Origin of the sequence: Lacticaseibacillus kribbianus (assembly GCF_020180945.1) — a bacterium.
GTDB classification, from domain to species: Bacteria; Bacillota; Bacilli; order Lactobacillales; family Lactobacillaceae; genus Lacticaseibacillus; species Lacticaseibacillus kribbianus.
The window spans coordinates 197799-215991 of record NZ_JAIPUL010000003.1 but is presented as its reverse complement, the minus strand read 5'-3'; the positions used below and the strand labels follow the sequence as shown (position 1 = coordinate 215991).

At 64.6% G+C, this 18193-nt stretch carries 19 protein-coding genes; 4 read left to right on the top strand and 15 right to left on the bottom strand.

Going from position 1 to position 18193, the window contains the following annotated elements:
* Both LE416_RS10195 and LE416_RS10190 read left to right on the top strand, forming a co-directional pair.
* On the top strand, positions 1–2271 hold the full coding sequence (locus LE416_RS10195) for a hypothetical protein (protein ID WP_225048425.1): 2271 nt from the start codon (positions 1–3) through the stop codon (positions 2269–2271).
* Positions 2264–2671, top strand: a complete 408-nt coding sequence (locus LE416_RS10190) for a GtrA family protein (protein ID WP_225048424.1) — start codon at positions 2264–2266, stop codon at positions 2669–2671. Before LE416_RS10195 ends, LE416_RS10190 begins: the two co-directional genes overlap by 8 nt.
* 85 nt (positions 2672–2756) lie before the next feature.
* Here LE416_RS10190 and LE416_RS10185 read toward each other — a convergent pair whose 3' ends face one another.
* The 4 genes from LE416_RS10185 to greA all read right to left on the bottom strand — a co-directional run bounded on the left by LE416_RS10185 (position 2757) and on the right by greA (position 5894).
* Positions 2757–3023, bottom strand: a complete 267-nt coding sequence (locus LE416_RS10185) for a helix-turn-helix domain-containing protein (RefSeq protein WP_225048423.1) — start codon at positions 3021–3023, stop codon at positions 2757–2759.
* Positions 3020–3391 (bottom strand): type II toxin-antitoxin system RelE/ParE family toxin, encoded by a 372-nt coding sequence (locus tag LE416_RS10180; protein ID WP_225048421.1) that lies wholly within the window; start codon positions 3389–3391, stop codon positions 3020–3022. Before LE416_RS10180 ends, LE416_RS10185 begins: the two co-directional genes overlap by 4 nt.
* 247 nt (positions 3392–3638) lie before the next feature.
* Complete coding sequence (locus tag LE416_RS10175; protein ID WP_225048419.1) at positions 3639–5183, bottom strand: UDP-N-acetylmuramoyl-L-alanyl-D-glutamate--2,6-diaminopimelate ligase; 1545 nt, start codon at positions 5181–5183, stop codon at positions 3639–3641.
* 36 nt (positions 5184–5219) lie between these two features.
* On the bottom strand, positions 5220–5894 hold the full coding sequence (gene greA / locus LE416_RS13230; protein WP_274705067.1) for a transcription elongation factor GreA: 675 nt from the start codon (positions 5892–5894) through the stop codon (positions 5220–5222).
* A 98-nt stretch (positions 5895–5992) separates the two neighbouring features.
* Here greA and LE416_RS10160 point away from each other — a divergent pair, with 98 nt between their 5' ends.
* On the top strand, positions 5993–6253 hold the full coding sequence (locus LE416_RS10160) for a hypothetical protein (RefSeq protein WP_225048417.1): 261 nt from the start codon (positions 5993–5995) through the stop codon (positions 6251–6253).
* A 46-nt stretch (positions 6254–6299) separates the two neighbouring features.
* Here the strand turns inward: LE416_RS10160 and LE416_RS10155 are convergent, their stop codons facing one another.
* From LE416_RS10155 to croR, 5 genes are all read right to left on the bottom strand, one after another.
* Complete coding sequence (locus LE416_RS10155; protein ID WP_225048415.1) at positions 6300–6626, bottom strand: helix-turn-helix transcriptional regulator; 327 nt, start codon at positions 6624–6626, stop codon at positions 6300–6302.
* 9 nt (positions 6627–6635) lie between these two features.
* The gene (locus LE416_RS10150) at positions 6636–6959 is read right to left on the bottom strand and encodes a type II toxin-antitoxin system RelE/ParE family toxin (protein ID WP_225048412.1); all 324 of its coding nucleotides are present in this window, start codon (positions 6957–6959) and stop codon (positions 6636–6638) included.
* Positions 6960–7128: 169 nt separating this feature from the next.
* Complete coding sequence (locus tag LE416_RS10145) at positions 7129–8442, bottom strand: serine hydrolase (RefSeq protein ID WP_225048410.1); 1314 nt, start codon at positions 8440–8442, stop codon at positions 7129–7131.
* A 634-nt stretch (positions 8443–9076) separates the two neighbouring features.
* Positions 9077–10240 carry a sensor histidine kinase gene (locus LE416_RS10140; protein WP_225048408.1) on the bottom strand — a complete coding sequence of 388 codons (1164 nt, stop codon included), beginning with the start codon at positions 10238–10240 and terminating at the stop codon, positions 9077–9079.
* Positions 10240–10926 (bottom strand): response regulator transcription factor CroR, encoded by a 687-nt coding sequence (gene croR / locus LE416_RS10135; protein ID WP_225048406.1) that lies wholly within the window; start codon positions 10924–10926, stop codon positions 10240–10242. Before croR ends, LE416_RS10140 begins: the two co-directional genes overlap by 1 nt.
* A gap of 407 nt (positions 10927–11333) precedes the next feature.
* Here croR and LE416_RS10130 point away from each other — a divergent pair, with 407 nt between their 5' ends.
* Positions 11334–11480, top strand: coding sequence for a hypothetical protein (locus LE416_RS10130; RefSeq protein ID WP_225048404.1), 147 nt, complete (start codon positions 11334–11336; stop codon positions 11478–11480).
* 301 nt (positions 11481–11781) lie between these two features.
* Here the strand turns inward: LE416_RS10130 and guaB are convergent, their stop codons facing one another.
* The 6 genes from guaB to LE416_RS10100 form a co-directional block, all read right to left on the bottom strand.
* A complete protein-coding gene (gene guaB / locus LE416_RS10125) occupies positions 11782–13269 on the bottom strand; it encodes an IMP dehydrogenase (RefSeq protein WP_225048403.1) in 1488 nt (495 codons plus the stop codon).
* A 524-nt stretch (positions 13270–13793) separates the two neighbouring features.
* Complete coding sequence (locus LE416_RS10120; RefSeq protein WP_225048402.1) at positions 13794–14465, bottom strand: DUF1129 domain-containing protein; 672 nt, start codon at positions 14463–14465, stop codon at positions 13794–13796.
* A gap of 11 nt (positions 14466–14476) precedes the next feature.
* Positions 14477–15577, bottom strand: coding sequence for a redox-regulated ATPase YchF (ychF, locus tag LE416_RS10115; RefSeq protein WP_225048401.1), 1101 nt, complete (start codon positions 15575–15577; stop codon positions 14477–14479).
* 19 nt (positions 15578–15596) lie between these two features.
* Positions 15597–15788 (bottom strand): DUF951 domain-containing protein, encoded by a 192-nt coding sequence (locus LE416_RS10110; protein ID WP_225048736.1) that lies wholly within the window; start codon positions 15786–15788, stop codon positions 15597–15599.
* A gap of 774 nt (positions 15789–16562) precedes the next feature.
* Positions 16563–17432 (bottom strand): ParB/RepB/Spo0J family partition protein, encoded by an 870-nt coding sequence (locus LE416_RS10105; RefSeq protein ID WP_225048400.1) that lies wholly within the window; start codon positions 17430–17432, stop codon positions 16563–16565.
* On the bottom strand, positions 17422–18189 hold the full coding sequence (locus LE416_RS10100) for a ParA family protein (RefSeq protein ID WP_225048398.1): 768 nt from the start codon (positions 18187–18189) through the stop codon (positions 17422–17424). The genes LE416_RS10105 and LE416_RS10100 overlap by 11 nt, the downstream gene beginning before the upstream one ends.
* Positions 18190–18193 lie beyond the last annotated feature (4 nt).

The following is an 18193-nucleotide window of genomic DNA, read 5'->3' as shown; positions in this document are numbered from 1 at the left end:
ATGGTCAAAATTCGCCCCGCGTTTCTGCCGCTTGTGCTGGTCCTGTGCCTGGCCCTGGCCGCCGCCAGCACCTTTGTCAGGCCGCTCGGTCCGGCGAGCCTGATACTGGCCGTGCTGGTGGTCGCCGCCGCACGGCTGCTCGCCCCCTGGGTGGCCGGATGGTCGCCCCGGCGGCTGGCGTGGGTGGTGGCGCTGGTGTTCGCCGCGATGCTGGTCGGCCAGCTGGCGGTGCTCGCCGCGATGCCAGACACCGTCTACCACGACCCGTTTCGGGTGCTGGCCCAGGCCGACCGGATGGCCGCCGGGCTGCCCGGTTTCGCCTCCACCTACTTCTGGCGCTACGCCAACAACGTGCCGCTGGCGTTCCTGTTGGCCCAGTGGCTGCGGCTGACCGCGGCGCTCGGGCTCGGTGCCGGCGCGGCGGTGCACCTGCTAAGCCTGCTGACGCTCGACGGCTTCATCGCGCTGAGCCTACTGACCGCGTGGCAGCTCGGCCGCCGCCCGACCGTCGTTGTCGGCACCCTCGCCTTCCTCGCGCTGACGCCCTTCGCCTACACCTACTACCTGCAGGTCGCCTACTCCGACCTGCCGACCCTGCTGGTGCTGCTGGTGATCCTGCGCCAGTTCTGGCGCTGGCCAAACCTGGCGGGCCGCGGCCGCCGGTACGCCGGAGCGCTGCTGCTTCTCGCCGTGCTGCTCGGCGCGCTGCTCAAGCCCAACCTGATCGTGCTGCTGCCGGCGCTGGCGATTCTCGCCGGGCTGCTGTGGCGGCGGCAGCGCGGGCCGGCCGCGGGCCGCGCCCGTGCCGAAAATGCGGGCCGCTCCGGCAGTACGGCTGCGTGCCGAGTCGGCAGCGAAGCCGGGCGCGCCGAAACCGCGCGCCCCTTCGGCAGTACGGCTGAGGGTAACTTCGGCAGCGGAACCACGCACCATTTTCGCACGGGAGGCGGAGGCCGGCGCGGTCGCCTGCCGGGCCACCACCTCGGCCTGCCGATGCTGCTGGTGTGCCTGGGCTTCGCCCTGACGCCGCCGCTCACCACCGCGATCCAGCGGGCCAGCGGCTACACCGCAAACGACGCGTACGCCATGCCGGTGACCAACTGGCTGGCGATGGGCGTCAACGCCGCGCACCGGGGCACCTACGCCGGCCCGGACGTCGCTGCCGCCATCGCGCTGCCGACCAAGGCGGCGCGCAGCCGCCACGCCGGCGCCCTGATTCTCGCGCGGGTGCGGCGCCTCGGCCCCGCCGGCCTGCTTCGGCTGTGGCTGGTGAAGCTCGGCGTGCTGCTGAACCCGACCAGCATCCAGGACTGGTACAACGGCGGCTTCCGGGCGGCGCCGGCCTGGTACCTGCACCACGCCGGCTTTTTTCGCGCGGCCACTGGACTGAGCTACACCGCCGCCACCCTGGCGCTGTGGCTGACGCTTGGCCTGCGGCTGCTCACCTGGCGGCCCGATCTCGCGCGCCGCACCGACGTGGTCGCGGCGCTGGCCGTGATCACCGCGCTGGGCTACCTCGGCTTCCACGTCCTGCTGTGGGAGGTCGAGGGCCGCTACGGCCAGGTGCTGGTGCCGCTGGCGCTGGTCGCGTGGGCGGCGCTGCCGGCGCCTGTGCGGCGACGTACGGCCGACGAGATGCCGGTGAAAACCCGTCGCGGCAGCGCAAGCGGCGGCCAGCGCGGCACCGACGCCGTCACTGAGCCCGGTGGCGCGACCTGCAGCCCCGCGCCGACCACCGCGCCACGGCGCCAAGCCCACCGCACGCGGCCGCGCTGGCTGCCCGGCGCGCTCGCCGGTGTCGCCGCCCTGGTCGGCCTCGCGCTGCTGGCCGCCGGCGCCGGCCGCGCTAAAACCGCACCGGTGGTCCTGGCCGCCCAGCGCAGCCAGCAGTCCGAGCAGTACGGCGCCAAGGCCACGCAGCTGATTCCCGGCACCGTCGCCACCCAGGACGTGACCCTGAACGCCCCCGCCGACTACTTTTCCGTCCAGGGGCACCCGGGCACCGGCCTCACCGTCGCGCTGACCCGCCTGGCCAGCGTCCGAAGCTGGCCGCTGCACCGCGAGGGCGCCGTGTTCCGCCTGCGCCGACGGTTGGCCGCCGGGCGCTACCGCATCACCGTGACCAACGCCAGCGGCCGCACCCAACCGCTCGACGTCGTCCGCACCCAGCGCCTGCGCCTCGCCGCGGCACCGCTGATCACCAACGGCTTCGCTGAACCCACGGCCAGCCTGGTGTACACCTGTCTTGCAAGGAGGACAACGAATGGATAAGCATGTGACCCTTTCACCCGCCCGGTTCGGCGCCGTCCTGCGCTATCTGGTGGTCGGCGGCCTGACCACCGGCCTCAACGTCGCGCTGTTTTTCACCCTCACGCACCTCGGCGTCGCCTGGTTCTGGGCCAACCTCGCCGCGTGGTGGCTGAGCGTCGCCTTCGCCTTCGTCGCCAACAAGACGGTGGTGTTCAACTCTGCGACCACCGAACCGGCCGCCGTCCTGCGCGAGGCGCTGGGCTTCTTCGCCCTGCGCGGCGCGTCGCTCGGCGTCGACACCGCAATCCTCTTCGTCGGCCTGACGCTGCTGCGCGCCGCGCCGATGCCGGTGAAGCTGGTCGACCAGGTCGTCGTGATCGTCCTCAACTACGCCTTCAGCAAGCGGCTCTTTCGCCGCTGATCCGACCACGCAAAAACGACGCACCGCCCCAACCGCATGCTTGCGATTGGGGCGGTGCGTCGTTTTCGGCGCCTTCGTGACGCGCTCAGTGCGGGAGCGGGTCGATGCTCAGCTTCAGTGTCATCCCCAGCCCCTGCGCGTAACGCTCCAGCGTGCGCAGCGTCGGCAGCGAGTCGAGCCGCTCCAGCTTGGCCAGCTGGGGCTGTTTCATTCCCAGTCGCGCCGCGAAATCCTTTTGCGAGATACCGGCGCGAATGCGCATCGCCTGGAGCTGCGACAGGGTGTCGATTGCGAGCTGGTCGGCGGGCGCAATGCCGGTCATCTTCTCGCGGTAGTCTTGCCAGGTTGTCATCGGTTCACCCCTTGTTGGTATTGCCAGTCGGTCAAGTTATCCAAGGCCTTACGAATCAGCCGGCGATCCGTTCGCGCCTGGCGCTTCGTGTAGTGCGTGAGCAAGACGTAGCGGTCCATCATCCACGTCGCAAAGAAAATGCGTTCGGGTACCGGTCGCAGCTCGAACAGCGGTCTTGTGTAGCCGCGAATGTATTTAACGTGCGGTTCATGCAGCCTCGGCCCCAGCAGCGCCAGTAGATCCAAGTGATGCCGTATTTTCCCTAAGAGCGCACGATCGGATACCTGATTGCTCGCCTCAAGCTGGGCAATAAAAGCCAGAATCTCGCTGAAGCCGTCTGAATCAGCATAAAAATCAATCTGATACATCTGCTTCCTCCAGTCACGCACCGCCCGGGAGGTTAAATATAGCAAGAAAGTTAATTCCCGTCAAGCGAGGCGTCTGCCAAATTACCCAAGCGTCAACATTAGTAGATTACGTCAGTCTGGTCATTCTGCGCACCCAAAAAGCGGATTGATTGCCGCAGTTTTGCAGCAATCAATCCGCCTACTTTATTCGCCAACTCAGTCAAGTGAGCAGCAAGCCGTCCCGATTATTTCTTTCCGCGTCTGTGCCTTACAGCGCCGCGATGCTCTGGTCGACCACCACGACGTCGGACGGCCACGGCGTGTCGACGCCGCGCACCTTCTGGTAGGTGTCGGCGCCCTTGCCGCCGACCACCAGCACCGCGCCGTCGGTGTTGGCCGCAAGCGCCATTTCGATCGCGGTGCGGCGGTCCAGCACCTTGTGCACCGTCACGCGGTCGTGGTCGATGCCGGCATCGATCTGCTCGACGATGGCCGCCGGGTCCTCGAAACCGGGATCATCGGTGGTCAGGTACACCGTCGCCACGCTCTCGTTGATTACCTGCGCGAAGTCGGCGCGGCGCGACACGCCCTTGTCGCCGGGCGCGCCGAGCACCAGGTTGATTGGCGCCTTGGGGTACTCCTTGTTGATGAAGTGGAACAGCGCGGCGAGGCTGCCGTAGTTGTGGGCAAAATCGATGAAGACCGTCCCGTGGTCCGGCACCTGCCGGAACTCCATGCGCCCGGGGATCATCACGTTGGCCACGCCCGGCACCGCGCTGGTCGCGTCGACGCCGGCCAGCCCGGCCGCGATCGCGGCGGCCGTCGCGTTGCTCTCGTTGAAGTCGCCGATCAGCCGCAGCCCGTACGTGTTGCCGAGGTTCAGGGCCGCCGCCTTGTCCGTCACCGGCACCAGCTTGTAGCGGCTCTCGCTCGTGTCGGCCTCGAGGTTCTCGAAGCGAAAATCGATGTCAAGCTTTGGGTCTTCCGGCTTGAACTCGGAGTCCGCGTACAGGAAAATGCTGTCCGGGTTGGTCGTCGTGGTCGCTGCGGCGTAGACCTCGGCGAAGTGCTCGGTCTCCGCGTTGATCACGACCTTGCGCGAGTTCACCAAGAGCTGCAGCTTATTGTGCAGGTAGGAGGCGAAGTTCGGGTGCTCGTTGGGGCCGATGTGGTCCGGCGTGATGTTCAGGAACACGCCGACGTCGTAGGTCAGGCCGAACACGCGGCTCTTCAGGTAGGCCTGGCTTGAGACCTCCATCACCATGTGGGTCATGCCGTTGTCGACCGCCTCGCGCATGTCGCGGAACAGGTCGATCGACTCCGGCGTGGTCAGGTGCGATTTTTGCCGCTGGTCGGGGTTCGGGCCCAGCACCCGCTCGATGGTCGAGGACAGCGCCACGCGCTTGGGGTGCGCCTGCTCGAGGATGCCGCGCGTGAAGTAGGCGCTGGTGGTCTTCCCCTTCGTGCCCGTGAAGGCGATCACGAACAGATCGTCCTGGGGAAAATCAAAGAACGCCGCCGCCAGAATCGCCATGGCCTTCTCGACGTTGACCACAATCAGCGCGTTCATGCCATTGCCTTCGACGTAAGGCTTCTCGGCCACGTAGGTCGTCGCGCCGTTGTCGCGCGCCATCGACAGGTAGATCGGCCGGAAGTGCGCGCCCTTGCAGAAGAACAAGGTCGGCCCCGACACCTTGCGCGAGTCGAGGTTGATCCCCGTCATCTCAACGCCGATCGAGTTTTGAACCGCGCTGCTTTTCAGCAGGTGGTGCTCCTTGAGTAACAAAATGCATGCGTTCAACGATAATGACATTGTGTCTCCCCGTTTCGTGCTAGTCTAGTTGCTCCATTATACCATGGAATCGGCGATCCGCGTGACGACCACCGGATACGTCCCGGCCGGCGCGGCCACCAGCACCCGGTCGCCGACGCGCCGGTGCAGGATGGCCTGCCCCAGCGGCGAGTCCACGGCGAGGTTCTCGGGTGCCATGCTGGCCTCGTGGCGCCCGACCAGCCGGTAGGTCACCACGTCCTCGGGCGCCGTGGCGGCCAGGGCCGCGGCGACGCGGGCGGCGGCGGCGGCGGTTTCGGTTGGCGTGGGCACGCCGTTGACGGCGCTGGCAGCCGTTGTCCCGGCATCGGGAGCGGCTGCGTCGGTTTGCTCGTCTGCGTCGGTGCCCGCGGCGGCGTCAGTGCCCGCATCCCCGCCGCCGGCCGCGCCGGCGCCGAGGTCGGCGTCCGGGTCCATGAAGGCGACCGTGACCACCTTGCCGATGGCGACCTCATCGCCGCTCGGGGTCTCGACCACCTGGGCGTGGCGGATCAGCCGGTCCAGGTAGCGCAGTCGGCTCTCCAGGTGGCGCAGGTCGCGCTTGGCCGCGCTGTAATCCGCGTTTTCGGACAGGTCGCCCAGCGCCCGGGCCGCCTGCAGCACCGCGATTCGGTGCGGCCGCTCCTTCTGAAGCGCCGCCACCTCCGCGTGAAGCTGCGCCAGGCCCGCCGCTGTGATGTCGTAGAATTCCATTTTGCCACCTCCATGGCCACTATAACGCACCGGGGCCGCACCTGACGAGTGCGGCCCCGAGCTTGTATACTTAAATTAACGTTAGGGGGCAACCGCACATGACCAAATCAAAGGAATTCACCATCCGCCTCGACCCGGAGACTCAGGCGCAGGTCGAGGATTACCTCGCGCGGACCGGTGTCTCGATGAGCGTCTTTGCCGCCGGCGCGATGCGCGCCGCAATCGACGACGCCGAGGCGTCCGACCAAAACCAGGCCCAGGCGCTGGCGGCGGCACAGCGCGAGGCCGCGTCCGCCCGAACGGCGCTTTCCGAGGCGACTAGGGCGCTGGCACGGGTGGAGCGGCGGTACGGACTGTGAGCCCGGCACCGGAGCCCATCAGCAAAAGCCGTTGCGTGTGACGAAGTTACTCCCGTTTTGCCCAGTCGTACGGTTGAACGGCAGCCTCAAGCGGTGCGTTTTCGCGCTGGGCATAGAGGTAATTGAAGTCCAACTCCAGTAACCACCGCGCACTAACCCCGGTCGCCGCCTCAATCTGACGCGCCACCGGTGGGGACATGAACGCCTTGCGATTAAGGATGAACGACAGCTGTTTCTGTGAAATCGCGGCATGCTGGGCAAAATCCGCCTGAGTCAGGTGATGAAACGCCATCAGCTCCTTCAAGGCATCGGCGGCCGAAGTGGTTGCGACAATGGGCATTGCAACCCCTTGGTCAAAATCGTATTCCGGCATGATATCCTCCTAGTGGTAATCTTCGACTGCAATCAGGAGCACCTTGGTCGTGACGGCATCATCGGTCGTTCTAACGCCGTAATCGTTGGCGCCGGCAAAAACCAGGCGCCAGTTTGCTGTCACATCAACGGCGCAAAGTCCCGCACGGTCGCCAATCAGGATGTGCAGACGCACCGGTGGGTAGCGTGAGATTTCGTGAAGGGTCTCCGCGGCTGTCAGCTCGTCCAAACGCATCGCGAGCCGTCTCGCCCGAACCCACCCAAACGCGCGAACACGCATACTCTGATCAAGTAACTGTCGCGCAAGTTTTCGACTGCTAAATCTAATTTCCATTATCAGTCACTCCATCTTACCACGAAGGAATATTCCCGTCTAGTAAACAGGAATTCAACGATTACAAGAGACTACCCAAACAAGGCAACTTCTGACTCAGCTCACGCAAAAAAGCGGCCGGCGCTTCCTTCCCCATCATGGAGAAGGAAGCGCCGGCCGCTGTGCCGGACTAGAACAGGTTGTGGAAGAACTCACCGATGCCGCGGAACAGGAGGACGAAGAAGTTGGCCTTCTCCGCCGCCTTGGCGGTGTGGACGCTGACGGCCACACCCGTGTCGCCGTTCAGATAGCCTAGGGTGTCGGCCTTGGCCGCAATGTTGGTCGTCGCGACCGTGGTGCCGTTGTTGACCGGTGCCTCGATCGTGTTTTTCGTCACGAGCTTCTTGGTCTTGTAGTTGTAGGCCAGGTCCTTAGTCGTGGTGCCGGTCGGGACCCAGATGGTGACGGTTTTGGCCGCGGCCAGCGGAACGGTCGCGAGCTTGCCCTTGTCGACCTTGACCGAGGCGTGGCCGCTGATTGGCTGGCCGGCGGTCGTGACCTTCATCTGCTTCCAGTTGCTCAGCGTGTAACGCATGAGCTTGGCGGTCTGGTCGAAGCGGCGCGTCTTGGCGGTGCCGTTGGCGTGCAGGACGACGGTGATGATGCGCATGCCGTTCTTCTCGACGGTGCCGGTGAAGCAGTCGCCCGCCTTGTCCGTCGTGCCGGTCTTGAGGCCGTCGACGGGCAGGTCCTTTTGCGCCGCGACCAGGCCCGGCAGCATCCAGTCGTAGTTGTCCATCCGGGTGGCGTCGCCGGTGCCGGCGCGGAACGTCGCGGTTTTCACCGTCGTGGTCTCAAGCACCTCGGGAAAATCGTCCAGCAGGTGCCGGGCGACGATGGCGACGTCCTTGGCGGTCATGCTGTTCTCGTCGTCGGCGGCGCTGCCCGGGTAGCGGTCGACGGTCAGCGCGCTGTTCGGCAGGCCGGTCGCGTTGACGATGTGCGCGTCCTTGATGCCCCACTTCTCAAGCTGGGCGGTCATCCGGTCGACGAACTTGCTCTGGCTGCCGGCCACCGCGTTGCCCAGAAGCATCATCGCGGCGTTGGCCGAGTAGATGAAGCTGGCGGAGTAGAGCTCCTTGACGGTGTAGGTCGCATCCACGCGCAGCGGGACGTTCGACAGCGCGGTGTCCTGCGAGATTTTGGTGATCGCCGCATCCGGCGCCACCTTGTCGTTCCAGCTCAGCTTGCCGGACTTGATCGCGTCGAGCACGAGGTAGAGCGACAGCATCTTGGTCATGGACGCAATCGGCAGCTGCTTGTCGGCGTTCTTGGCGTACATGATCTTGCCGGTCTTCGCCTCGACGGCCAGGGCCGCGGAGGCATCGATGCTGACGGCCGCGCTCGTGTCGGTCGCCGCCTGCACGCCTGCAACCGGCGCCACGCCGGCCCACACGCTAAGCGTTGCGACCACTACGATGAGGCCGCGCCAAAATTTCTTCATGTCATAATCTCCTAAACTTTCGATGGGTGCCAAACAATGTGCTGCTTCTGGTACTTAGAGCTGGATGTCGCAGGCTCCGGGTCGGGGGTGGGCCGAGCTGCGCGGCCGGTCTCCGCCCGAAATCGGGCTCCGACCTAAAATTCAAGCCCGCCGTCGCCTGCGGCTCCCTCAGCGGTCTTGAATTTTGCCGGGATTAGGTGGCGCGTGCCCGCACAACCCGCGGTCACGCGTCGCCTAATCCTTTCGCGGCCCGGCCCACCCCCGACCCTCCGCCTGCTGCATGGCGCACAACGATGACGACAGGGTTCCGGCGGCATCATCGGATACGAGTGGCAGAACCTAAGTAGCTGGTTGTGTTCATGTGATTCGAGTATCACTCGCAATCAGCGTACAGAGGCAGTCAATCTCGTATGTAGCAGACGTAGGCGCCCGGGCAGGCGGGCAGTGAAAGGTGTGGCCGCCCGGAAGACTCGCGCACTTGGCGAGGCTTTCGCGTGGCCACACCCGGCAAAATCTAAGACCGCCACAGGCGCGCAGCGACGGCGGGCTTAGATTTTAGGCTGGAGCCCAACGGGCGGAAGCCGGCCGCACAGCCCGCCTGCCCGGGCGCCGGAGTCTGCGGCCATCACCACGATTACTTTCCACTCTCTCTTTTAAGCGTCACCCCGACTTTGAGCGGCAGGTGGATGACGAAGCTTGTCAGGGCCGCCGTCGAGTCGGCGTAGATGTAGCCGCCGTGAAGGGCGATGATGCTCTGGGCGATGGCGAGGCCGAGGCCCGTGCCGCCGGTTTCCTGCGAGCGGGACTCCTCGACGCGGTAGAAGCGGTCGAAGAGCTGGTTCAGCGCATCGTTGGGGATCGGCTGGCCGTCGTTGGAGACCTTGATCACGACCTCGGAGCCGACCTTCTGGGCGTTCAAGAAAATGTGCTGGCCGCCCTTGCCGTACTTCAGCGCGTTGACGATCAGGTTGTTGAAGACGCGGCCGAGCTTCTCCGTGTCCGCCTCCATCATCAGCGGGTCGGGGTCGCCCGTGACCTCGAACGTCATCCCCTTTTTGCCCGCCTCAAGCTCAAAGCTTGCGGCCAGCTGCTCGAGCATCGCCAGCATGTTGAACTGGACGGTGTTCAGGGGCGTCGTGGTCTGGCGGACCTTCGTGTACTCGAAGAGGTCCTCGACCAGGACCTTCATCTGCTTGGCCTTGAGGTACGCGGTGTGCGTGTACTTCAACAGCTCCTCCTCGCTTCGGTACTGGTTGTCCTCGATCAGGCCGAGGTAGCCGATGATCGAGGTCAACGGCGTGCGGATGTCGTGTGAGACGTTGGTGATCAGCTCGTCTTTGCTCTGCTCGATCTTGCGCTCCTCGGCCATCGAGTTGACGGTCGAATCGACCAGCGCGTTGATGCTGTTGATCACCTTTTGCAGGTCGGTGTTGACGGCCAGGCGCACGCGGTGGTCGAGGTGGCCGTCGGCGATGTAGTGCAGCTCGCGGATGACGTGGCGCATCTGCATCTGGCGGTAGCGGCGGATCAGGCGCCAGTAGATGACGGCGAGGTCGATCAGCGCCATCACGATGCCGAACACGTTGCGCCAGCTCCAGAGGTGCGCGCGGTTGGCGCCGAAGGTCAGCACCTGCTTGACGCTCCAGATGGAGTCCTGCAGGTTCTGGTTGCTGGCGATCATCTGCTTGAGCAGCACGAAAATCGCGAAGTTCAGCATCAGCAACAGCACCAGCGTGACCAGGCCCTCGAACCACAGCTCGGACTTCTCCTTGCCGGTCAGCCGAACCTTCTCGCCCATTACGCTTCGACCTTGTAGCCGACGCCCCAGACGGTTTCGATCACCTTTTCGCCGCCGGTCGCCTCCTCGATCTTATCGCGCAGGTGCGAGACGTGGACCATGACCGTCTTGGCGGACACGATCGACTCCTGCTGCCAGACGCGCTCGAAGATCTCGTCGGCGGAAAAAACGCGGTTGGGGTGGCTCGCCAGCAGGTACAGGATGCCGAACTCAAGCGCCGTCAGCTGAATCTGCTTGCCGGTCAGCGTGGTGACCTCGTGGCTGTCCTTTTTGATGGTCAAGGGCCCGACCTCGAGCTCGTCGGGCTCCGGGTTGGTCACGTTGTTTTGGCTGCGGCGCAGCAGGCTTTTGACCCGCGCCATCACCTCCAGCGGGTTGAACGGCTTGGTCACGTAATCGTCCGCGCCGGTGATCAGCCCCTGGATCTTGTCCATGTCGCCGGTCTTGGCCGACACGATGATGATCGGAATCTGCGAGTCCTTGCGCACCTGCCGCACCACGTCGATGCCCGACATGTTGGGCATCATGATGTCGAGGATCATCAGCGCGATGTCGGGATTGGTCGCCAGGCGCGTGATCGCCTCCTTGCCGCTGTAGGCCAGGATCGGCTCGTAGCCTTCGTTCTTCACGTAAATGCTGAGTAGTTCCACGATTTCTTTGTCGTCATCGACAATCAGGATTTTCATTGAATTTCGCTCCCTTTGCCCGGGTAATCAACGTCGCTTACATTGTACCAAACCTTGCGCCGCGGCGCTTGGTCGCCTGCCAACGACTGGAAAAACTTAAGGTGTCAAAGCGCCTGGGCTTGCAATGAACGCAACTCAACGGCGAGCCGTCGTCCCTGAACCCCACCCGAGGCAACAAAAAAGCGCGAGCCCGCTAGTTGACGGTGGTTCGCGCCACTCTCATTCCAGTCCGCACCACACCAACCTCTCACACCCCTCACCTAGGCAAAACTCGCCGGTCCTTGGTACAATGCACGGGCAGACAAAGTGATGCGAGCGGTGGTCCCATTTTCTGAAAGCGGGTGATGCCAATGGCGATAAGGCCACGGCACGTCAGACTTAGAAGGAAAGGAGGACCTTGCAAACTCGTGATATGGGTGATTACCCAGATCATCGCTTTCCTGGCGGAGGTCGAGCTGTTGTGCGTCGTGGTGACACGCGTTCTCAACCGCCTGACCAAGGCGGTCGTCGCGGCCACCGCGCTGAGGAAGTCGCTCGGAGAATTCCGAAAATGAGCAAGCTAAAAGCCGCCCACATAACTTTCGGCAAAGTTCCGGCGGCTTCTTAGCTTCCAATAACTTGGGCCACCGCTCGTACGCGGTCGTCTGCAAGGCGGCACTCTGGCAGGGGTGCCGTTTTTGCTGGCTTCAGTATACCATGGGCGAGCCGCCGGCGTAAACCGGCGCCCCCGCAGCGCTGGCAAAGGTGCCGCTGCGACACGAGGCGGCCACGCCACGACAAAGGTGCCGCTGCGACACGAGGCGGGCCGCGCCACTCAAAAGGCGCCTCGCCGGTCGCGAGACGCCTAGTCAAAGTCTATTCCACCGAGTAGTTCGGGGCTTCCTTGGTGATCTGAACGTCGTGCGGGTGGCTTTCGCGCAGGCCCGCGCCGGAAATCTGGATGAACTGGGCGTTGTCCTGCAGCGCCTGGATGTTCGGGGCGCCGACGTAGCCCATGCCGGAGCGCAGGCCGCCATCCAGCTGGTAGATGACATCGGCCAGCGACCCCTTGTAGGCGACGCGGCCCTCGATGCCTTCCGGAACCAGCTTCTTGGCCTCGTTCACGCCGCTTTGGAAGTAGCGGTCGGACGAGCCGTGGGCCTGCTCCATCGCGCCCAGGCTGCCCATGCCGCGGTAGGTCTTGAAGCGGCGGCCCTGGTAGATCTCGAAGCGGCCCGGCGCCTCGTCGGTGCCGGCCAGCATGCTGCCGAGCATGACGGCGGTGCCGCCGGCGGCCAGCGCCTTGACGATGTCGCCGGAGTACTTGATCCCGCCATCGGCGATGATTGCCTTGCCGCGGCGGCGCGCCTCGGTCGCGGCGTCGTAAACCGCGGTCAGCTGCGGCACGCCGACACCGGCGACGATGCGGGTGGTGCAGATGGAGCCGGGGCCGATGCCGACCTTGACCACGTCGACGCCGGCGTCGTAGAGGGCGGCCGCGCCTTCCGCGGTGGCCACGTTCCCGGCAATCAGCGTCGCGTGCGGGAAGTGGGCGCGGATCTCGGCGATTTTGCGCAAAACGCCGGCGGAGTGGCCGTGCGCCGTGTCGATGACGATGGCATCGGCACCGGCGTCAAGTAGCGCCTGGGCGCGCTCGAAGGTGTCGGAGGTGACCCCGACCGCGGCGGCGACCAGCAGGCGACCGTGCGCATCCTTGGCGGCCTGCGGGAACTCGACGACCTTTTCGATGTCCTTGATCGTGATCAGGCCGGACAGGCGGTAGTCGGCGTCCACCAAAGGCAGCTTCTCGATCTTGTGCTTTTGGAGGATCGCCTCGGCCTCCTCGAGGCTGGTGCCGGTCGGCGCGGTGACCAGGTTGTCCTTGGTCATCACGCTGCCGATGGCGATGCTGTGGTCGGCGACGTAGCGCAAGTCGCGGTTGGTGATGATGCCGGTCAGCTTGCGAGAGTCCTTGGAATCCACAATCGGCACGCCGCTGATGCGGTACTTTTGCATCAGCTTGTGGGCCTCAGACACCGGGTCGTTGGCGGTCAGGAAGAACGGGTTGAGGATGACGCCGTTCTCGGAGCGCTTCACGGTCAGGACCTCGTCGGCCTGCTGCTCGATGCTCATGTTCTTGTGAATGACACCGAGGCCTCCCTGGCGCGCCATCGCGATCGCCATGTCGGACGTGGTGACCGTGTCCATCCCGGCGGACAGGATGGGAATGTTCAGCTTCAGGTTCGGCGCGAGCTGGACGCCCAGCTCGACTTCCTGAGGCAGAACGTGACTTTCGGCAGGGATCAACAGAACATCATCAAAGGTAAACCCGCGGCGCGCAAACTTCGTCTCCCAATTGCTCAAGTAGATAGCCCTCTTTCAATTTTGTTGTCGTTTACAATATCATGTTCAGGCCGACCGGTCAACGGCCTTTGGCAAAAAGCCGCCAAACGCCGGCGCGGCGGCGTTTCTAAATGAGAGAACGCTCATTAACTGTTTTCATTCCCGAACCATCCCCGCCAAAACCGCCGATTGAAAAATTAATGTTCGGGGAAATTGGCAGTAAGGACATCGAAATCGTCATCCGGTTCGGATTCTGTGACACTTCTCGACGGTGCGGCGGGCCGAGCCATAAGCGGGACCCAAGCACCCGGGGCCGGCCCCGGCCACAGGTGCCTCGCCATCACCGGCGACAGGTACCCCCAACGCTCCCCGAACGCATACCGGCACCGACATCCTCGATTCCGTCCCCGCTTCGCCACCGTCGCCTCGCCTCCCTTCCCAGCCGCCTTGGTGCACCACCGCAGCGCGCGGCCGCCACCGCAACCCCCAACCACGCCAAGCCCAAGATACGCCAAGGGCCCGGCACACGGCCGGGCCCGGGAACGTTATTGACCGAGGAAGCCTCGGAGGTTGTACTTGCGCTTCAGGAACCAGTGGCCACCGAAGCCCAGGAGCGCGACGACGGCGTAACCCGGCCACGGCATCTGCTGGGTCAGTGGCGACTTGATCAGAGACAGCGCAGAGGACAGGAAGGACGCAATCAGCACCAGCGCCATCCCGGCCAGGAGCAGCTGCCAGGTCTTGCCGCGCTGCTCCTTGGGCTTGCGGGTCCAGTCGTTGTAAAAGGCGAACATGAACCCGGCCGCCGTGCCCATCACCAGAAGCGACGGCAGGCCGTTGCCGGTCGCCTTGATGTTTGGCTTCCACAGCACCATCACGCCGTAGACCGCCCCGAAAATGGCGGCGAACAGCAGGCTCAGGTCCAGGCCGCTCAGCCAGACGTTGGCGCGCGGCTTGGCCTTCGGCGCGTGGATCAGGCTCTCGGCCTTTTCCGTCACCGGCCCGAAGACCTGGTTGGCCGGCTTGCCGGCGCGCTGGGCCGTAATCATCTCGGGCAAAAGCTTGGCCAGCGTGCGGCGCTGCTTCTCCTCGGACCACTGGTGCTCCGTCAGGATGCGGCGCAGCTTGAAGACGTAATCGTTGTTCTTGTTGGTCAACTGGCTCAAAAGCGCGTCGACGTCCACGGTTTGCTCAACCGGTTGTTCTTTTTCTGCCAAAATGGTTCCCCCTAAACGTTGAAGCGGAATTCGATGATGTCCCCGTCCTGAACCACGTACTCCTTGCCTTCGGAGCGCAGCCGGCCGGCCTCACGCACCGCCGCCTGCGACCCGTACTTGTCGAGGTCCGAGAAGCTGATGGTCTCGGCGCGGATGAAGCCGCGCTCGAAGTCGGAGTGGATGATGCCGGCAACCTGCGGCGCCTTCATCCCCTGCTTGAAGGTCCAGGCGCGCGTCTCCTTGCCGCCGGCGGTGAAAAACGTCGCCAGCCCCAGCAGGTGGTACGACGCACGTATTAGCTTGTCCAGGCCGGACTCGCTGACGCCCTCCGCCTCCAGGAAGTCGGCCTTGTCGGCGTCGTCCAGCTCGGCGATCTCCTCCTCCGTGCGGGCGGACACCGCGATGGCCTCCGCACCCTCGGACTTGGCGTGCTCCTCGATGATGCGCACGTACTCGCAGGCCTCCGGGTCCGCCATGTCGTCCTCGGCGATGTTGGCGACGTACAGCACCGGCTTGGTGGTCAAAAGGAACAGCCCCTTGACGATTTTTTGCTCGTCGTCGGTGAAGTCGATGCTGCGCACCGCGCCGCCTTCCTCGAGCACTGGCTTGATCTTCTTCAGCACCTCGAACTCGGCCACGGCTTCCTTGTCCTTAGTCCGCGCGACCTTTTCCACCTTGGCGTAGCGCTTGGTGACGGAATCCAGGTCCGCCAGCGCGAGCTCCAGGTTGATGGTCTCGATGTCGTCGAGCGGGTCGACCGTGCCGGTGACGCTCGTGATCTCCGAGTCGTCGAAGGCGCGCACCACGTGGATGATCGCGTCGACCTGGCGGATGTTTTCGAGGAACTTGTTGCCCAACCCCTCACCCTTGGACGCGCCCTTCACGATGCCGGCGATGTCGGTGAACTCGAAGGTCGTGTGGATGATTTTCTTGGCGGGAATCAGCTCGTCGATGCGAGCCAGACGGTCGTCCGGCACCTCAACCATCCCGACGTTGGGGTCGATGGTGGCGAACGGGTAGTTGGCCATCTCGGCCCCCGCCTTCGTGATCGCGTTGAACAACGTGGACTTGCCGACGTTCGGCAAGCCGACGATACCTGCAGTTAAAGCCATGATTGTGTCCCTTTCTTGGTTACTGATTGTCGTCTGCTTGGACGAGCACTTTCTTCATCTTCCGGTCAAAATCGCGCCGCGACATCATCACAATGTGGCCGCAGCCGGTGCACTTGATCTTGATGTCCATGCCGAGGCGAATGATCTCCCAATCATTGACCCCGCAGGCATGCGGCTTCTTCATCTGCACCCGATCGTGTAGGTTATACATCATTGAAGCCTCCTATATTTGCTGGGGCGGCCGCCGCGGGCTCCGGGGACCGGGCGGGCCGGCTGTGCGGCCGGTCTCCGCCCGCCGGGCTCCGACCTAACCGGGAAGCCCGCCGTCGCCTGCGGCTCCCTTAGCGGTCTTCCCGGTTGCCGGGATTGGCCACGCGCAAGCCGCGCCAAGTGCGCGCGTCTTGCGGGCGGCCAATCCTTTCACTGCCGGCCCGCCCGGCCCCCTACGCCCGCTGCATCCCGCTCACAACTCACAGACGGGTGACCCGACACGCGGTGCCGGACCATATTCCCATCTCCTCATTGTGCACCAAGACGGCCGTGATTCGCAATAGCCACCGGGCGTCTACCGGGTCAATCGAAGCGGCGGACAGGCCCGCCGGCATTCCGCTCAACGCAGGGCGGAGAGTGCATGCGGTTCAGCGAGGACGCACAGGATTAACGTACTCCCCCGCCAGCACCACAACGACCCGTCCTCACGCGTCGCCACCCGGCTAGTCCGCCCACTGTGTAGGGCTTCGGTTCGGCCGGGCCACTTCTGGAGGCTCCGGGCCGGGGCGAGCCAGCGTGAAATTGCACTTAGCCGGCGGTCTTGGCCGGCTTAGTGCAAGGGCGGGTCCTGAGACCGCACTTCGGGCTCAGGAGAGCCCCACGCGTTCCGCCGCCCCGGCCCGGAGCCGGAGGCAGTCGCCCCGCCGAACCGAAGCCCGGCGCCCGGAGCCGGAAGCCCCACGCGGGCCGCGCCGGAGCCCGGCGCCCGGCAGCCTTAGTCCAGGTTCACGTCCAGCAGGGCCAGGAGGCGGTTGAGGTCCTGGGGGTCCTGGAAGTCGATCTCGATCTTGCCGTGGCCCTTGGTGGTCTGGGCGATGCTGACCTTAGTGCCGAACCGGTCGCCGAGCTGGTTCTCGCTGGCGCGCAGGTACGGCGACTTCTGGGCGGCCTTGGGTTTCGGCTTCGGGTCGCCGGCGTTCATCTGCGTGATCAGGTGCTCGAGCTGGCGGACGGTCAGGTTGTCGGCCACGACCTTCTTGGCCAGCGGCACCAGGCGCTTCTTGTCCTTCAGGCTGAGCAGCGTGCGGGCCTGGCCCATCGAGAGCTTCTCCTCGTTCAGAAGCTTTTTGACCGGCTCCGGCAGCGTCAGCAGGCGCAGGTAGTTGGCGATGTACGGGCGGCTCTTGCCCAGCCGCTTGGACACCTCGACCTGCGTCAGGTCGAGACGGCGGATCAGCGTGTCGTAGGCCTGGGCCTCCTCGAGTGGCGTGAGGTCCTCGCGCTGCAGGTTCTCGAGCACCGCGATCTCCATCATCGCCGGGTCATCGAAGGTGCGGATGATCGCCGGAATCGTCGTCTTGCCCGCAAGCTTCGACGCGCGGAAGCGCCGCTCGCCGGTGATGATCTCGTAGCCGCCGACGCTTTGGCGCACGATGATCGGCTGAAAAACGCCGGTCTGCCGAATCGACTCGGCCAGGTCGTTCAGCGCCCCTTCCGCGAACGTCTTGCGCGGCTGGTACGGGTTGGGCCGGATGTCCTCCAGCGGCAGCTCGGTGACCGCGGCCACCGACTCGTCGGGGCTTTCGAAGTCCTTGAAAATGGCCTCGATGCCGCGGCCCAATCCCTTGTTGTTTTTATTCGCCATGGGCCTTCAACACCTCCTGTGCTAATGCGTTGTACACTTCCGCGCCCTTGGACCGCGGGTCGTAATCCACGATCGGCATGCCGTAGCTCGGCGCCTCGGCCAGCCGGGTGATGCGCGGAATGATGGTCTCGTAGACCTTGTCGGAGAAGTACTTCTTGACCTCGGCGATGACCTGGGCGCCCAGGTTCGTGCGCCGGTCGTACATGGTCAAAAGCACGCCCTCGATGCTCAGCGATGGGTTGAAGTGCTTTTGCACCAGGCGCACCGTGTTGAGCAGCTGGCTCAAGCCTTCAAGCGCGTAGTACTCGCTTTGGACCGGGATCAGGATCGAGTTGGCCGCGGTGAACGCGTTGATCGAAAGCTGCCCCAGAGACGGCGGGCAGTCGATCAGGATGTAGTCGTACTCGTCCTTCACCGCGTCGAGCCCCAGCTTCAGGCGCATCTCGCGGGCCATCTGGTTGGTCAGCTCGATCTCCGCACCCGCCAGCTGGATGGTGGCCGGCACGATGGCCAGCCGCTCGTGTTTGGTCTTGATGATGGCCTCTTGAATCGGGTCCTCGTTGACCAGCACGTCGTAGATGTCCTTGGTCACTTCGGCCTTGGACACGCCGAGGCCGGACGTCGCGTTGCCCTGCGCATCGGCATCGACGATCAGGACGTTCTTGCCGGCGTTGGCCAGGCAGGCGCCCAGGTTGATGGTCGTTGTCGTTTTCCCCACGCCGCCCTTTTGATTGGCGACCGCGATCACATTAACCAACTGC

Excerpts from the sequence above, each read along its gene's own strand:
- greA (WP_274705067.1), bottom strand. The coding sequence starts at position 5,894 with ATGGAATTCTACGACATCACAGCGGCGGGCCTGGCGCAGCTTCACGCG.
- LE416_RS10180 (WP_225048421.1), bottom strand. The coding sequence starts at position 3,391 with ATGTATCAGATTGATTTTTATGCTGATTCAGACGGCTTCAGCGAGATT.
- LE416_RS10105 (WP_225048400.1), bottom strand. The coding sequence starts at position 17,432 with ATGGCGAATAAAAACAACAAGGGATTGGGCCGCGGCATCGAGGCCATT.
- LE416_RS10160 (WP_225048417.1), top strand. The coding sequence starts at position 5,993 with ATGACCAAATCAAAGGAATTCACCATCCGCCTCGACCCGGAGACTCAG.
- LE416_RS10190 (WP_225048424.1), top strand. The coding sequence starts at position 2,264 with ATGGATAAGCATGTGACCCTTTCACCCGCCCGGTTCGGCGCCGTCCTG.
- croR (WP_225048406.1), bottom strand. The coding sequence starts at position 10,926 with ATGAAAATCCTGATTGTCGATGACGACAAAGAAATCGTGGAACTACTC.
- LE416_RS10155 (WP_225048415.1), bottom strand. The coding sequence starts at position 6,626 with ATGCCGGAATACGATTTTGACCAAGGGGTTGCAATGCCCATTGTCGCA.
- ychF (WP_225048401.1), bottom strand. The coding sequence starts at position 15,577 with ATGGCTTTAACTGCAGGTATCGTCGGCTTGCCGAACGTCGGCAAGTCC.
- LE416_RS10145 (WP_225048410.1), bottom strand. The coding sequence starts at position 8,442 with ATGAAGAAATTTTGGCGCGGCCTCATCGTAGTGGTCGCAACGCTTAGC.
- LE416_RS10150 (WP_225048412.1), bottom strand. The coding sequence starts at position 6,959 with ATGGAAATTAGATTTAGCAGTCGAAAACTTGCGCGACAGTTACTTGAT.
- LE416_RS10110 (WP_225048736.1), bottom strand. The coding sequence starts at position 15,788 with ATGTATAACCTACACGATCGGGTGCAGATGAAGAAGCCGCATGCCTGC.
- LE416_RS10140 (WP_225048408.1), bottom strand. The coding sequence starts at position 10,240 with ATGGGCGAGAAGGTTCGGCTGACCGGCAAGGAGAAGTCCGAGCTGTGG.
- LE416_RS10175 (WP_225048419.1), bottom strand. The coding sequence starts at position 5,183 with ATGTCATTATCGTTGAACGCATGCATTTTGTTACTCAAGGAGCACCAC.
- LE416_RS10185 (WP_225048423.1), bottom strand. The coding sequence starts at position 3,023 with ATGACAACCTGGCAAGACTACCGCGAGAAGATGACCGGCATTGCGCCC.
- LE416_RS10195 (WP_225048425.1), top strand. The coding sequence starts at position 1 with ATGGTCAAAATTCGCCCCGCGTTTCTGCCGCTTGTGCTGGTCCTGTGC.